Origin of the sequence: Ichthyobacterium seriolicida (assembly GCF_002369955.1) — a bacterium.
Classification (GTDB): domain Bacteria; phylum Bacteroidota; class Bacteroidia; order Flavobacteriales; family Ichthyobacteriaceae; genus Ichthyobacterium; species Ichthyobacterium seriolicida.
In genome coordinates this window covers 1,213,684-1,229,793 of record NZ_AP014564.1, presented here as the reverse complement: position 1 = coordinate 1,229,793, position 16,110 = coordinate 1,213,684, and the positions used below count along the sequence as shown (strand labels likewise).

Genomic DNA, 16,110 nt, shown 5'->3' with positions numbered 1-16,110 from the left:
TAGGCTGATGTGTAAAAAGTTCACTGAATATGATGGCTTAGAATTATCTGAGACGGCAGATAGGATTTTGAAAGAATGGGAAGATGATCAAATATTTTTAAAGAGTATAAGTAGTAGGCAAGGGGCTATTCCTTTTATTTTTTACGAAGGGCCGCCTTCTGCTAATGGCCAGCCTGGAATTCACCATGTTATGTCCAGAACTATAAAGGATATATTTTGTCGTTATAAGACCTTGCAAGGATTTCAAGTTAAGAGAAAGGCTGGTTGGGACACTCACGGCTTACCAGTGGAATTAAGTGTAGAAAAAGATTTAGGCATAACTAAAAGAGATATAGGAGAAAAAATATCTGTGGATGAGTATAATCAAACCTGTAAAAAAACCGTTATGCGTTATACGGATATATGGGATGATCTTACAAAGAAGATAGGTTTTTGGCTTGATATGACTTCACCTTATATCACTTACGAAAGTAAGTATATGGAATCTGTATGGTGGTTGTTGTCTAATATGTATAAAAAAGGGCTTTTGTACAAGGGTTATACAGTTCAACCTTACTCTCCTAAGGCTGGTACTGGATTGAGTTCTCATGAGCTGAATCAACCTGGATGTTATAGAGATATTACAGATACTACCGTAACAGCTCAATTTAAGGCTAAAAAGAATACTTTGAGTCCTGTGTTTAAGAATATCAGTGGCGATATATATTTTTTAGCTTGGACTACTACTCCTTGGACCCTGCCTTCGAATACAGCTCTTGTGGTTGGAAAAAATATAGAATATCTTTTGGTAAAGACTTTTAATCAGTACACTTCGGAGGAGATAAATGTCATTATTTCTGAAAAATTATTACCAAAGCAATTTTCTAATAAATATTCAGAGGTAGATAGTATAGATTTAGTCATAAAAGGCTCTGAAAAAATCCCATATTTTATAATTTCAAAATTTAAAGGGAGTGATATTTTAGGAGTTCAATACGAACAGTTATTGCCTTATAAGCAACCTTTTGAAAATGCTGATAGGGCTTTTGTAGTTATTTCGGGAGATTTCGTCTCTACTGAAGAAGGAACGGGTATAGTACATGCGGCTCCTACTTTTGGTGCTGATGATGCTAAGGTTACTAAAGAGGCGGGGGTTCCTTCCATGTTAGTTTTAGATGATGATAATAAACCAGTACCACTGGTAGATTTACAAGGTAAATTCATAGACGGCATGGGTGAGTTATCTAATAAATTCGTTAAAAACGAGTATTATGATGCTGATAGTGTTCCCGAAAAATCTGTGGATGTAGAAATAGCTATAAAGCTAAAGATAGAAAATAAAGCCTTTAAAGTTGAGAAGTACGTACATAACTATCCTCATTGTTGGCGTACTGACAAACCTATTTTATACTATCCCTTAGATTCGTGGTTTGTGCGTTCTACACAAGTAAAAGACAGGCTTATAGAACTAAATAAAACTATTAATTGGAAGCCAGCTACAACTGGAGAAAAGCGATTTGAAAGATGGTTAGAAAATATTAATGATTGGAATTTATCTCGTTCGCGTTATTGGGGTATTCCAATTCCTATTTGGAGGACAGAAGATGGGCGAGAGGAAAAAGTTATAGGTTCTATAGAAGAGTTAAAGCAAGAGATAGATAAGTCTGTAGAAGTTAATTTTATGGATAAAAATCCCTTTGAGAACTTCGTAGTAGGTGATATGAGTGATGAAAATTATCAAAATATAGATTTACACAAAAATTACGTAGATGAGATAATATTAGTTTCCAAAGAGGGAGAGCGTATGAAGAGAGAATCCGATTTGATAGATGTCTGGTTCGACTCTGGATCTATGCCTTATGCTCAGTGGCATTATCCATTTGAGAATAAGGATTTAATAGACGAAAATAAATTTTTCCCTGCCGATTTTATAGCAGAGGGAGTAGATCAAACTAGAGGTTGGTTCTTTACCTTGCACGCCATAGCAGTCATGAATTTTGACTCTGTGGCTTTTAAAAATGTCATTTCTAATGGATTAGTTTTAGATAGTGAGGGGAAGAAAATGTCCAAGCGTTTGGGAAATACTATAAATCCATTGGAGACTTTGAAGAAATACGGTCCAGATGCGGTTCGTTGGTATATGATTTATAATTCATCTCCTTGGGATAGTCTTCGTTTTGACCTGGAGGGGGTAGATATTATTAGACGGAAATTTTTTGGAACATTGCATAATACTTATTCGTTTTTTGCTCTTTACGCCAATATAGATGGATTTAGGTATGAGCAAGAAGCTACCAATATCAATAGCAGGACTGAATTGGATAGATGGATATTATCAGAACTAAATAGTCTAATTATAGAGGTGGAGGAGGGCTATGATAATTATGAGCCCACCCTTGTAGCTAGAAAAATAACTAACTTTGTGACCGAGCACTTGAGCAATTGGTTTGTACGTTTAAACAGAAGAAGGTTTTGGAAAGGAGAGTACAACGAAGATAAAATTTACGCTTATCAAACTCTTTATGAGTGTCTTATAACCATAGCTAAGATATCTTCTCCAATAGCTCCATTTTTTATGGATAGATTATACAAAGACTTAAATAAGGTTAGTTCTTTGGAAGAATTTGAATCAGTTCACATTGCTGATTTTCCCAAGTGTGATAGATCTGTTATAGATCTAGAATTACAAGAAAAAATGTCTATGTCTCAAGAGATTAGCTCTATGGTATTGTCTTTGAGAAAGAAAGAACAGATAAAGGTTCGTCAGCCATTGCAGAAAATGATAGTCATAGTTGCTGATGAAAAGATCAAAGATAAAATTAGGGTTGTATCAGACATTATAAAATCTGAAGTGAATGTAAAAGAAGTAGATATAGAAATATCTTCTGAATCCTCTTCAGTATTGGCAAAAGATATAAAAGCCAATTTCAAGGTTTTAGGACCTAAATATGGAGATAAGATGGGGCTGATATCCAATGCTGTTAAACAGTTTAGTCAAGATCAGATTTTAAAGATAGAAAATAATGGATCCATCAATATTTCATTAGATGGAGATGATATAGAGATAAGATCTGAAGAAGTGGTTATAACTTCAAGAGATATAAAGGGTTGGACTGTAACTAGCACTAATAGATTTACAGTCGCATTAGATATTAATACTAATAAAGGGTTAATAGAAGAAGGTATAGCTAGGGAGTTGGTAAACAGAATACAAAATATTAGGAAAGATAATAATTGTGAAGTCACAGACAAGATAGATGTATTAATTGAGGATAATGAGAAAATTTCAGAAGCCATAATTAATAATAAATCATACATATGCCGAGAAACTTTGGCTCTATCTATTGAGACAGTTTCAAATATGGAGGGAGGAGAGCCAGTTGAGTTTGATAATATTAAGACTAGTATAAAAATAATTAAAAAATAAAATATCATGAGTCTAAGTAAAAACAATAGATACTCTGACAAAGAGTTAGAAGAATTTTATCAAATAATAGTAGATAAAAGGGAAAAGGCACTGAAAGATATAGCAGTTATAGAATCTATTTTGTCTAATAAGGAAGGTAATGGGACAGAAGATACTTCTCCCTGTTTTAAATCTTTTGATGAGACTTCTAAAACTATGTCTAAAGAATCTAATATGCAGTTAGTTATTAGGCAAAAACGCTTTGTAAGAGATCTGGATAATGCCATTATTAGAATAAAAAATAAAACTTATGGAATATGCAGAGAAACAGGTGATTTAATCAAGAAAGAGAGATTAAAAATAGTTCCACATACTACTTTGAGTATAGATGCAAAAAAGAATAAGGAATAAGATTAAAATTAAATAATAAATGAAAGGAAAATATTGTTCTATAATAATTATTTCATCTGTATTGATTTTAGATCAACTATCTAAGATTTGGATAAAGACTAATATGATGTTAGGCGAAGAGATACGTATAACAGATTGGTTTATAATACACTTTGTAGAAAACCCAGGCATGGCTTTTGGCTTAGAGTTTGGTGGAGACATTGGCAAGGTTGCTCTAACTGTTTTTAGGATAATATTTGTAACCTTTATATTTTTTTATTTGAGAAAAGCTATAATAAATAATCGAAGTAAAATTTTGATATCTACTATGTCTTTTGTTTTGGCTGGTGCTTTGGGCAATATAATGGATTCGATTTTTTATGGAGTTTTATTTGATGATAGTATTGGCAAGGTAGCTTCCTTTTTACCAGAGGTTGGAGGGTATGCCCCCGTATTATTTGGCAAAGTAGTAGATATGTTATACTTTCCTTTGTACAAAGGTTTTCTACCAGATTGGATTCCATTTTTTGGAGGAGATTATTTCGTGTTTTTTCAACCCATATTCAATATAGCAGACACATCTATTTCTATAGGAATAGGTTTGTTTATTTTATTTCAGAATAAATTCAAAGGGGCTATTTAATAGCCTTTTTTTTATTGAAACAAAAATTTTAAACTGTTATTTAAATTCATAAAATTCAAAGGGGTAAAACAAAAAAGCCATTTAAACCTGAGTTCGATTAATAAACCTAGATAAGACGGGCATTACCGATGGTTGGATATTTGATAGAGGGTTTTTTGGGCGAAAAGCTGTAGGCGATAAGTCCAGAAATAATTATTTGTTAGAAAATTAGCAAAACTTCTATGTCTAGAATGTTCTATTTGACAAATATTTTTAAGCTGATCATTGATGGTTTCTATGATTGATCTCTTTCTGAGTAATAGTTTATCAATCATTGGCATGAAGGCATTTTTTATGTTATTTTTAACTGAGGTAATCAATTCTGCGCCTTTTTCAAAGAGATTTTTTCTTAAATCTTTGCTTATATCCTTTGTCACTAAAGAGTTTTCCAAATATTTTAGTCAAAAAACGCTCGTTTTTTAATGGCGTTCTATCATCTTCATTTGCTCTTGTGATGCAAAAATTTAGTATTTCTCCTCGGTCGTTTGTGACGATATGAAGTTTAAATCCATAAACCCAGCCCATCGTTGACTTTCCTACATTAGCAATGCCTTTGAATACCTTATTTCTACTTATTCTTTTATGTTTACAAACACGAATCGGAGTGGAATCTACAAATGAAATTCCAGTACATTTTCCTAAACAGAATGTCTTTAACAACAAGGTAAGAGGCAATAAATTCTGTTGCATTAATTCCACAAATCTGTTGTATGATACGGTTTTAGGGAATTCTTTAGTCATGTGTTTTTGTAAATAATTCAAATAAAAATGCTTGAAATTTCTCATGCTACTGTGTTGAAAAATAATCATTATGGTCATTATTTGGCTAGAGCTTATTCTTACATGGGCGTTTTGATTTATTCCCCAAAAGTGCTTTATCAATAACTTGAGAATATTTTTTACAGAATTCATCAACTAAACAAAATATTTCTGTGATTTTCGAGCGAGTTATCACACCTGTTTTTTTTAGAATTAAAACGTTGAATTTTAGAGAGTTAAATTAATCTAATTCCATTGTTTTTTATTGACTATTTTACACCTAATTATTAATCGAACTCAAGTTAAAAGGAAACTAAAATGTAGTGCTAAATACCAAAAATTTTAAAAAAACGCCTCGCTTAACCCAGATTATTCATAGTTACCCTTTAAATATTGCGCATAAAGTGTTAATTTTAAGGCATTAAAGTCCAAAGAAACATACTTTAATATAGCCCAAAAATGAGGAATAAAAACACATTATTTTATAGAGGGAAAACTTCTGTTGAGTTAACTTTTTCATCATCAGAAATTAGCTCTGATGGATCTTTAATCATGCTTGAAAAACTAGAAAGAGATCATAGATTGATTCATTATTACAGTAAACTTTTGCCTGATACTCGAGACTCTAGATTTATTACTTATACCAGAAAGCAACAGTTAAAACAAAGGGGTTTATATGATCATGTTAGGCTATGAAGACGCCAATGATGTTAATCATTTACATAACGATCCTTTATTCAAAGATGTTCTTCAAGGTGATTTGGCTTCTCAACCTACTATATCAAGATTTGAGAATAGCTTTGACAAACAAGCTGTTTTTAAGTTTTGTGATGCGTGGTTATACAAATATGTTTCAAGTTTATCTGATCGTAAGAGAATAGTTATTGACGTAGATTCAACTGATGATCCAACTCATGGCAGTCAACAATTGTCAATGTTTAACGGTTATTATAGTCAATTCATGTACAATGAACTATTTTTTCATGATGGAAAAACAGGACAGATTATCCTTCCTGTACTCCGCCCAGGAAATAGTCATTCTAATAAATGGTATGTGAGTATTTTAAAGCGAATAATTATCAAAATACGTGAGAGTCACCCAGAGATGGAAATAATTATTAGAAGTGATAGCGGCTTTAGTTGCGCTCCTTTTTACCAATTAGTAGATGATTTTGATTTACTATATGTGACAGGCATAGCGAGCAATGAAGTTTTAAAAAGAAAGGTATCTTGGTCAAAAAATGCTGTAAAAAAAATGTATTTAGATCAGGGAGAGAAGCACCAACATTTTATGAGTTTTACGTACAAAGCCAAGAGTTGGCACAAGCCTCAACAGTGCTATTCTAAAGTTGAGAGTACAGGATTAGGGATGAACATAAGGCATTTTTCTAGTAATCTTCCCCAAAAGGATGCTAGAGAAATTTACTTTGACTTTTATGTGAAAAGAGGTGATTCAAGTGAAAATAGAATAAAAGAAGTTAAAAATATGTGTTTTTCTGATCGTTTGTCAAATCATAGTTTTCTTGCTAATTTTTTTCGACTTATGATGAGTAGTCTTGCCTATGAAATGTTTTTATTACTGAAACAGAAGATAAAGAAAACAAGATTTGAAGTAGCAAAAAAAATGNTTAATCAGTTCGATTAGAACCTATCTTCTCAAGGTAGGAGCAACGATTAAAATTACCAAAAGGCGAATCTATTATCAGCTATCTAAATCTTTTGTTTACAAGGGTTTATTTCGGGAAATTATTACCCAGTAACGGTTGTTTATTTGTGAAATGAACAACCTTGGGATAGTTACGCCTTGTCGTTAAAAAACCATGTAAAAACACTAAAAAAGAGCATTGTCATCCTAAAAAAAGGTGCAAAAAAACGACAAAGAAGATGAGTTCTCTTCGATTAGTAAAAAAGTTAAGGAAAAAATATCACGTCTAATCTATTTTAGTATGACTATGAATAATGCGGGTTAATTAATGAGACGGCTTCGTAAAAAGAGCGGGAGTTTAATATAATTAATCTCAATTGTTAAAGGTCTTCCAAGTGTTTTAAAAGTAAAGCATTTATTCTGATTTATTAGTCAAACAGGGGGTTTTACTTTATTTTCAGGCCTCTCAAAATGGAGAGACAAAGGATTATTTTTTATGTTAAAATATTTACTTTAGCGCTTTGATTTATAACTCAGATATTTCCTAATTACTTTGATAAAGAATTTTAAAGACATATTCGATACTTATGAATTTCAGGATATAGAAAAGAGTATATATTCTAAAACGGAAAAAGATGTAGAAATAGCACTGACCAAAAAATCTCTTGATCTAGAAGATTTTAAGGCCCTTGTATCTCCATCTGCCAAAGTCTATCTAAAGACCATGATAGAAATGAGTAATAGGTTTACCAAAGAGCGTTTTGGAAATACGATTCAGATGTACATTCCAATGTACTTATCTAATGAATGTCAAAACATATGTACTTATTGTGGTTTTAGTATGAATGTAAATATAGAACGTAAAACGCTTTCAGAGGCAGAGATAATAGAGGAGATATCTATGATTAAAAAAATGGGATACCAACACATAGTCTTACTCACAGGTGAATCTAATAGAACAGTAGGGATGGAGTATTTTAGAAGAGTCATTCCTCTAGTCAAATCTCATTTTTCTAATATTTCCATGGAAGTTCAACCTCTTAAAGAAGTCGAGTATAGAGAATTAATAGACTTAGGGGTAAATACTATTTTAATATATCAAGAGACTTATAACAGATCTAGATACAAGAGTCATCATCCCAAGGGGAGAAAGTCAAATTTTGATTACAGATTAGAGACATGCGACAGATTAGGAAGAGCTGGCATTCATAAGATTGGATTAGGCGTGTTGATAGGTTTGGAAGATTGGAGAACAGATTCTTTTTTATGCGCCATGCATTTACAATATCTAGAACGAGTTTATTGGAAGACTAGATATTCTATATCTTTTCCTAGGTTAAAACCTTGTGCATCGCAAATACCTATAAAATCAGTTATATCTGAGGGAGAATTAATACAGCTCATATGTGCTTATAGAATTTTTAATAGAGAAGTGGAACTATCTATCTCAACTAGAGAGAGGGCAGCATTTAGAGATGTATTGATAAAGACAGGAATAACATCAGCTAGTGCCGAATCTAAAACAAATCCAGGGGGATACAGCAAAGGGAAAGAAGACAGTTTGGAACAGTTTTCTATATCGGATCATAGATCTACAGACAAATTCACTGAGATGATAAGAGAACAAGGATACGAACCTGTTTTTAAAGATTGGGATTCTGTATTACAGATTAACTAAACTGGTGAATAATAAGATCAATTTATTATTTGCCATTAGATCATATTTTTCAAGCTACAAGCTAATTAACTTACTATAAAGAGTTATTCTATAATTTCAACCTATGTACCTTATTTTCGATACTGAGACCACAGGATTGCCAAAAGATTTCAAGGCTCCAATTACTGATACGGATAATTGGCCACGAATGATCCAATTAGCTTGGCAGCTACACGATGAAAAAGGGAAACTAATAGAGGTAAAAAACTATATTGTTAAACCAGAAGGGTATACTATTCCTTTTAATTCCACAAAAATACATGGAATCTCTACAGAGAGGGCTATAGAACAAGGCGTTACTATAGATCTTGTCATGTCTGAGTTTAATCTAGCCTTAGATAAATCAAAATTTCTAGTAGGGCATAATGTGGGTTTCGACATAAATATAATAGGTGCTGAAATGCATCGAAAAGCCTTAGATACAAGCAGAATAACCTCCTTAAAAAGCATAGATACATGTGGTGATTTAACTGCTAATCTATGTAAGATAAAAGGAGGCAGAGGAGGTAGTTTTAAATTCCCTAATCTTATGGAATTATATACCTTTTTATTTGAAGAAGAATTCTCTGAATCTCACAATGCTTCTGCAGATGTGGAAGCTACTTCTAGATGTTTTTTGGAGATGATAAGAAGGGACATATTAAGCCCTGAAGATTTATCCACAACAGAGTCAGAGATAGAAGAATTTAAAATTGCAAATCCTACAGAAATACAGTTGTTAGGTCTCAATATACAGCCCTATCTACCTATAGAGAATGCCAAAGATGAGAATAATACCGATATAAAAATTCTGGAAAAGACAGACCTAGAGTTAGATGATATTTCTTTTACTCATTTACATTGCCATTCTAAATTTTCCATATTACAATCGACCTTAAGCGTATCTAATCTGGTAGATCTTGCTAAGAGAGATAACATGTCGGCTATAGCTTTAACGGATTATGGTAATATGTTTGGAGCTTATAGTTTTTTATCTGAATCCAAAAAAAAAGGGATAAAAGGGATTTTAGGATGTGAGATGAATATTTGTGACAATTGTCAAGACAAGACTAAGAAAGATAATGGCTTGTCTATGGTGTTTTTGGCAAAGAATAAACAGGGTTATCACAATTTAGCAAATCTGTGTACTCATTCTCATGTAAATGGCTTTTATTACGTTCCTAGGATAGACAGGCCTTTGGTGCAAAAATACAAGGATAATTTAATCGTTCTGACAGGTGATATACACTCTGAAATCCCTTTTTTAATTTTAAATGTAGGAGAAAGCCAGGCTGAGAGATCTTTTGTGTGGTGGCACGAGCAGTTTGGTGATGATTTTTATGCTGAGCTCATAAGACATGATCTACAAGAGAATGAAATAGTAAATAATACTCTATTGAAATTTTCTCAGAAATATGGGGTTAAAGTAATAGCTTCGAATAATGTTCACTATGCAAATCAGGAAGATGAAGATGCTCACGATATCTTATTGTGTGTAAAGAATGGTGAATATCAGAGTACTCCCAAAGGGATAAAAAGAGATGAGAGGTTTGGATTTCCAAATAATAGATTTCATTTTAGTTCCACTCAAGAGATGAAAATCCTTTTCAAGGATATACCATATGCCATTGAAAACACTCAAGAAATTGTAGATAAATGCGAGAGTTATACTTTAAAAAGGGATGTTTTATTACCTCGTTTTGATATACCTAAAGATTTTGTATCAGATGATGATGCAGAAAATATCACCGAAGAAAATGCCTATTTGAGACATCTAACTTATCAAGGAGCTAAAGACAGATACGGAGTTATTAACGATAAGTTAAAAGAGAGAATAGATTTTGAATTAGAAACAATAAAAAAAACAGGTTATCCTGGTTATTTTCTAATAGTACAAGATTTTACCTCTCAAGCTAGAAAAATGGGAGTGTCCGTAGGAGTAGGTAGAGGTTCGGTAGCTGGTTCTCTAGTGGCCTATTGTATAGGGATAACAAATATAGATCCTATAAAATACGGATTGCTATTCGAGAGATTTTTAAATCCAGAGAGGGTCTCTCTTCCCGATATAGATATAGATTTTGACGATGAAGGAAGAAACAAAATAATAGATTGGACAGTAAAAAAATACGGTTATAATCAAGTAGCACAGATAATTACCTATGGTACCATGGGCGCTAAATCTTCCATAAGAGATGTAGGAAGAGTTTTACAGATGCCTCTAGATAGAACTAATTACATATCCAAATTAATTCCAGATTCCATTAGTTTAAATGGCATTTGGAATATGAATAAAGAACAACTTAAGAGTAAATCTAAGGATAAGTACAAAGATGTCATCAAACTAAAAGAGTTATCAGAAAAAGAAAACACCTTAGAGTCGAAGGTCATAAATAAAGCTAGAGTACTAGAGGGATCCGTAAGAAATATAGGAACTCACGCGTGTGGGATAATTATAGCTCCAGATAGTATATCCAAATATATTCCTCTTACTACATCTAAAGATTCCAAATTATTGGTGACTCAATTCGACAATTATGTGGTCGAGGATGCGGGATTATTAAAAGTAGATTTCTTAGGATTAAAAACCCTGACCATAATAAAAGACACTTTAAAGATTATAGATGCCAACTACGGTAAAAAATTAGATATAGATCAGATAGATTTAGAAGATCAAAAGACTTTTGATCTGTTTAAAAGGGGTGATACAATAGGTGTTTTTCAATATGAATCACCTGGCATGCAGAAATACTTAAAAGAATTAAAACCCACTGTATTTGAAGATCTAATAGCTATGAATGCTCTATATCGTCCAGGGCCTATAGAATACATTCCATTTTTTATAAAGAGAAAACAGGGGGTAACCAAAATAGAGTACGATCTCCCAGAAATGGAAGAACATTTAAGAGAAACATATGGAATCACGGTCTATCAGGAACAGGTCATGTCTCTTTCACAAAAATTAGCAGGATTTACTAAAGGAGAGGCCGATGTACTTAGAAAAGCTATAGGGAAAAAGATAAAATCACTAATAGATGAGATAAAACCTAAATTTTTAGAGGGATGTGAAAAAAAAGGACATGACAGGAAAATATGTGAAAAAATATGGAAAGATTGGGAAGCTTTTGCATCTTATGCTTTTAACAAATCGCATTCTACTTGTTATGCTTATATAGGTTATCAAACGGCTTATCTAAAGGCTAATTATCCAGCGGAGTTTATGGCCTCTGTATTGAGCAATAATATGAATAATATCAGTAGTGTGACTTTCTTTATGAACGAGTGTAAACGAATGAAAATAGAGGTTTTGATCCCTGATATAAATGAGAGTCAATACAAATTTACAGTAAATGAAAATAGAGATATAAGGTTTGGAATGGGAGCTTTAAAAGGAGTAGGTGGTGCAACGATAAAGGATATAGTTCAAGAGAGAGAAAAAAATGGAAAATTCACCTCTATATTCAATATGCTAAAACGAGTTGACATAAGAGCTATTAATAAGACTGCTCTTGAGGGGTTTGCTATGAGTGGTACTTTCGACTCTGTGTTAAAAGATAACAGTAGGGCTTGTTTATTTCATGAAAATAACGGAGTATCTTTCTTACAAGAAATTTTAAAATGGGCTAATGTATATAAAAAAAATATAGAATCTCCTCAATTGTCTCTCTTTGGAGATAATAAAGAGACTCAAATACCAGAACCTAAGTTTCCAAATTGTCAAGAGTGGGACAAGATCAATTTATTAAAAAGAGAAAAGGAGATAATAGGAGTATACGTGTCAGGACATCCTCTGGATAATTATAAGACAGTAATAAATAATTTTTGTTCTCACGATTTAGAGCATGTAAAATACATAGAAAATAATCCCCAACAGTTTTTAAATAAATCATTTTCTTTTGCAGGTATAGTGATCAGTGTAAAACACAATATTTCTAAAAACGGAAATTATTGGGGAATATTTAACGTTGAAGATTATAAAAACAGTTTTAGTATAACTCTATTTGGAGAAGATTATCTCAAGTATAAGCACTTTTTTATAGAGGGACAATTTTTATATCTAAGTGGAGCTTTCAAATTAGGGTGGAGCGATAGATTGAATTTTAAATTAATAGAAGTATGTCTATTAAGAGATGTAGTATCAAAGGCAAAATCTCTAGATGTAGAAATGTCTCTCGAAAAAGTTGACAGTCATATTACAGATGAATTACACTCTGTTTATTCTAAGTACAAAGGGGATAAGTCATTTAAGATGACAGTTTTCACTAAAGTGGAGGATAGGGATATACATGTACCTCTCATTAGTAGGTTGAGAATAGATATAAATACATCTCTGTTAGAAAAGATAGATATGTTAAAGCAACAAGAGTACTTAGATTATAAAATTGAATTATAGTATCTCTCTGAGGAATATTACGCTATCAAAACACAATATTTTTATATAGTGTGTCATAGGGGCCAAGTTTATAAACAAAAGAACCCTAACACAGTTGCCAGGGCACTTTTGACCTGTGCAAGTTTAACTTATCAATATAAGTTTTCAAATAATTACAAATATACCCTCTTATAACCCTTCTTATAAGACCCTCTAAGGAACAGACTGAGGTATATAATCTTCTTTATGACCTGGCTTGCTGTAGTCGTACGGCCATCTATAAACTTGAGGGAGTTCTCCCTCCCAATTACCATGTATATGATCTACAGGGGTTGTCCACTCCAGAGTATTAGATTTCCAAGGATTTTGAGTAGCCCTTTCTCCCTTAAATATGCTGTATATGAAGTTAAATATAAATACTAATTGTGCTAACCCCGCCAAAATAGCGAAAATAGTTACAAACACATTTATATCAACCAAATCATCAAACATAGGAAAAGAAGAATTAGTGTAATACCTCCTAGGTAAACCAGACAAACCTAAATAATGCATAGGAAAAAATATTCCGTAAGCACAAAACATAGTGAGCCAAAAATGTAAATATCCCAATTGCTTATTCATCATTCTACAAAACATCTTTGGAAACCAGTGATATACCCCAGCAAACATTCCAAATACTGCAGACAATCCCATCACGATATGAAAGTGAGCAACCACGAAATAAGTATCGTGAACATTTATATCTAAAGTACTATCACCCAAGATTATACCTGTCAAACCTCCCGTTATAAAAGCAGATACCAAAGCTATAGAAAATAACATTGCAGGAGTAAATACTACATTACCCTTCCAAATAGTAGCCATGTAGTTAAATGCCTTTACCGAAGAGGGAATAGCTATAAGTAATGTTGTAAAAGTAAATACTGAACCTAAAAAAGGATTCATACCAGATACGAACATATGATGCCCCCAAACTATACAAGCTAAAAGCCCTATTACGAGAATAGACGCAACCATAGCTTTATAACCAAAAATAGGTTTTCTAGAATTAGTAGATATTATCTCTGAAGATAAACCCAAAGCTGGCAATAAAACTATATATACCTCTGGATGACCCAAAAACCAAAATAAATGCTCAAATAAAATTGGAGACCCTCCTTGATTATGAAGGACTTCACCTTGCAACAATATGTCAGACAAATAAAACGAAGTGCCAAATCCTCTGTCGAATATAAGGAGAAGAGCTGCAGATAACAACACTGGGAACGACAATACACCCAATATAGCTGTTACAAAAAAGGCCCATATGGTGAGGGGTAATCTTCCCATGGTCATCCCTTTGGCACGAAGGTTAAGTATAGTAACTATATAATTCAAAGAACCTATTAGAGAAGACGCAATAAATACGGCCATAGACACCAACCATAATGTCATACCTAGACCAGCACCAGGCATAGATTTTGGTAAAGCACTCAAAGGAGGATATATAGTCCACCCCACAGAAGCGGCACCTCCCTCCACAAAGAGAGATATCAGCATAATTACAGTTGAAATGAAAAACAACCAGTAGGACAACATATTTAAAAATCCAGAAGCCATATCCCTAGCTCCTATCTGAAGAGGAATTAGTAAATTGCTAAAGGTACCACCCAAGCCTGCAGTAAGTAAGAAGAAAACCATAATAGTTCCATGCATAGTTACTAAAGACAAATATGCATCTGGACTCATCACACCGCCAGCAGCCCACTTTCCTAAGAAAAATTCAAGAATAGCAAAAGGTTGCTCAGGCCACGCTATTTGCATTCTAAACAACAGAGACAACAGCATGCCGACACACCCCATAAAAACAGCTGTGAGCAAATATTGTTTAGCTATCATCTTGTGATCATAACTAAATATGTACTTAGACATAAAAGTTTCTTTATGGAACCTATGATGCGACATAATACAAGATTATTTAATTAAACCTATTTTTATTTTATATACTCTTCGAATGTATCCTTTGATCTCAACCATTCATTAAACTGCTCTTGCTCTTCAACAATTATCTTCATCTGCATATTATAATGAGCTCCACCACATATCTTATTGCACAAGAGAAGGTAATCAAATTCGTATTCATCTTGCCCATTAACTTTCCTGATCTTATTTATGTCATTGACCTGTCTTATAACCTTTTCATCTAGCCTCATGTCCTCTGTGGTGACACTAGGAGTAAAAGAAAACTGAGTTATCATACCAGGAATACAGTTCATCTGGGCTCTAAAATGTGGCATATAAGCCGAATGTATAACATCTTGAGAACGAAACTTAAACAAGACAGACCTTCCTACAGGTAAATGAATCTCTCCTACCATGACATCATCTTTTCCATTTAGATCATCCATATCTATACCCATAGTATTCTTCCCCTCTACAAACCTAACATTTGCCTTACCTAGAACATTATCTTTCCCTGCATATCTAGCTTGCCATTGAAATTGTTTGGAATATAACTCTATGACCAAAGGATCTTCTCCTTCAAAAGAAGGAGAAGTAATATTGACCCAAGTGTTAAGACCGTACAATATTAAAATAGCCAGAGTTATACTCGGAATAATAGTCCAAATCAACTCTAACTTATTGTTATGCTCTACATATTTAGCTTTTTTTGTACTATTCCCCCTGTACTTATAACAAAAGTAAAAAAGAACAGGCTGAGTTATAAAAAACACAGTTAAAATGATTACAAGAGAAATATCCATTAGACTGTCGACCTCTTCTCCATGTACAGATGCAGATTTAGGCAGGATAACCCCACCCCAATAAAACATAGTAGAAATCGCAAAAATCAGATAAGCGAACATGAAAAACAACAACAACTTTCCGTGAAAATCATTATCAGCATCGGTTACCTCTTTGGCGCTACTCAATTTGAGTATGCTCATAATCTGAGCCACAGAAATCAAAGCCAAACAAACAACCAATACAACTAAAAACGTAGTCATTTACTAAAAAATTATTGATTAAATTGTGCTGAAACCAAAGAAAGAAAAAAAAGAAAAAAAGAAAAAAACTTTCTCTTATCAAACTATTTTTTTTTAAAAAAAATAGTGGTCCCACCTGGACTTGAACCAGGGACCAACTGATTATGAGTCAGCTACTCTAACCAACTGAGCTATAGGACCAACTAAAATGCTGTGCA

The 16,110-nt window shown here is 33.0% G+C and carries 9 protein-coding genes, 1 tRNA gene and 1 pseudogene; 7 read left to right on the top strand and 4 right to left on the bottom strand.

Features of this window, described 5'->3' with window-relative positions:
• Positions 1-7 precede the first annotated feature (7 nt).
• From ileS to JBKA6_RS04725, 3 genes are read left to right on the top strand one after another with little or no spacing between them, the layout of a single operon-like run.
• A complete protein-coding gene (gene ileS / locus JBKA6_RS04735; RefSeq protein ID WP_096686360.1) occupies positions 8-3,406 on the top strand; it encodes an isoleucine--tRNA ligase in 3,399 nt (1,132 codons plus the stop codon).
• Between the two features lie 6 nt (positions 3,407-3,412).
• Complete coding sequence (locus JBKA6_RS04730) at positions 3,413-3,796, top strand: TraR/DksA family transcriptional regulator (RefSeq protein ID WP_096686358.1); 384 nt, start codon at positions 3,413-3,415, stop codon at positions 3,794-3,796.
• 19 nt (positions 3,797-3,815) lie between these two features.
• Positions 3,816-4,418: a lipoprotein signal peptidase gene (locus tag JBKA6_RS04725; RefSeq protein WP_096686356.1), complete on the top strand. Its 603-nt coding sequence runs from the start codon at positions 3,816-3,818 to the stop codon at positions 4,416-4,418.
• Between the two features lie 106 nt (positions 4,419-4,524).
• Here the strand turns inward: JBKA6_RS04725 and JBKA6_RS04720 are convergent.
• A pseudogene (locus tag JBKA6_RS04720) lies at positions 4,525-5,412 on the bottom strand (IS982 family transposase).
• A gap of 263 nt (positions 5,413-5,675) precedes the next feature.
• Here JBKA6_RS04720 and JBKA6_RS04715 point away from each other — a divergent pair.
• The 4 genes from JBKA6_RS04715 (at position 5,676) to dnaE (ending at position 12,947) form a co-directional block, all read left to right on the top strand.
• Positions 5,676-5,912: a hypothetical protein gene (locus JBKA6_RS04715; protein ID WP_096686353.1), complete on the top strand. Its 237-nt coding sequence runs from the start codon at positions 5,676-5,678 to the stop codon at positions 5,910-5,912.
• Positions 5,893-6,861 carry an IS1380 family transposase gene (locus JBKA6_RS04710; RefSeq protein WP_096686351.1) on the top strand — a complete coding sequence of 323 codons (969 nt, stop codon included), beginning with the start codon at positions 5,893-5,895 and terminating at the stop codon, positions 6,859-6,861. Before JBKA6_RS04715 ends, JBKA6_RS04710 begins: the two co-directional genes overlap by 20 nt.
• A gap of 553 nt (positions 6,862-7,414) precedes the next feature.
• Entirely contained in the window at positions 7,415-8,539 is a 1,125-nt protein-coding gene (gene thiH, locus JBKA6_RS04705; RefSeq protein WP_317044154.1) for a 2-iminoacetate synthase ThiH, read from the top strand.
• A gap of 103 nt (positions 8,540-8,642) precedes the next feature.
• Entirely contained in the window at positions 8,643-12,947 is a 4,305-nt protein-coding gene (dnaE, locus tag JBKA6_RS04700) for a DNA polymerase III subunit alpha (protein ID WP_096686349.1), read from the top strand.
• A 192-nt stretch (positions 12,948-13,139) separates the two neighbouring features.
• On the opposite strand, the gene JBKA6_RS04695 is transcribed toward dnaE, so the two are convergent.
• The 3 genes from JBKA6_RS04695 to JBKA6_RS04685 form a co-directional block, all read right to left on the bottom strand.
• A complete protein-coding gene (locus JBKA6_RS04695) occupies positions 13,140-14,870 on the bottom strand; it encodes a cytochrome c oxidase subunit I (RefSeq protein WP_096686347.1) in 1,731 nt (576 codons plus the stop codon).
• Positions 14,871-14,899: 29 nt separating this feature from the next.
• Positions 14,900-15,913: a cytochrome c oxidase subunit II gene (locus JBKA6_RS04690; protein ID WP_096686345.1), complete on the bottom strand. Its 1,014-nt coding sequence runs from the start codon at positions 15,911-15,913 to the stop codon at positions 14,900-14,902.
• A 106-nt stretch (positions 15,914-16,019) separates the two neighbouring features.
• Positions 16,020-16,093: transfer RNA gene (locus JBKA6_RS04685), tRNA-Ile, on the bottom strand.
• Positions 16,094-16,110 lie beyond the last annotated feature (17 nt).

Coding starts and splice junctions, on each gene's coding strand:
- ileS (WP_096686360.1), top strand. CDS start 8: ATGTGTAAAAAGTTCACTGAATATGATGGCTTAGAATTATCTGAGACG.
- JBKA6_RS04730 (WP_096686358.1), top strand. CDS start 3,413: ATGAGTCTAAGTAAAAACAATAGATACTCTGACAAAGAGTTAGAAGAA.
- JBKA6_RS04725 (WP_096686356.1), top strand. CDS start 3,816: ATGAAAGGAAAATATTGTTCTATAATAATTATTTCATCTGTATTGATT.
- JBKA6_RS04715 (WP_096686353.1), top strand. CDS start 5,676: ATGAGGAATAAAAACACATTATTTTATAGAGGGAAAACTTCTGTTGAG.
- dnaE (WP_096686349.1), top strand. CDS start 8,643: ATGTACCTTATTTTCGATACTGAGACCACAGGATTGCCAAAAGATTTC.
- JBKA6_RS04695 (WP_096686347.1), bottom strand. CDS start 14,870: ATGTCGCATCATAGGTTCCATAAAGAAACTTTTATGTCTAAGTACATA.
- JBKA6_RS04690 (WP_096686345.1), bottom strand. CDS start 15,913: ATGACTACGTTTTTAGTTGTATTGGTTGTTTGTTTGGCTTTGATTTCT.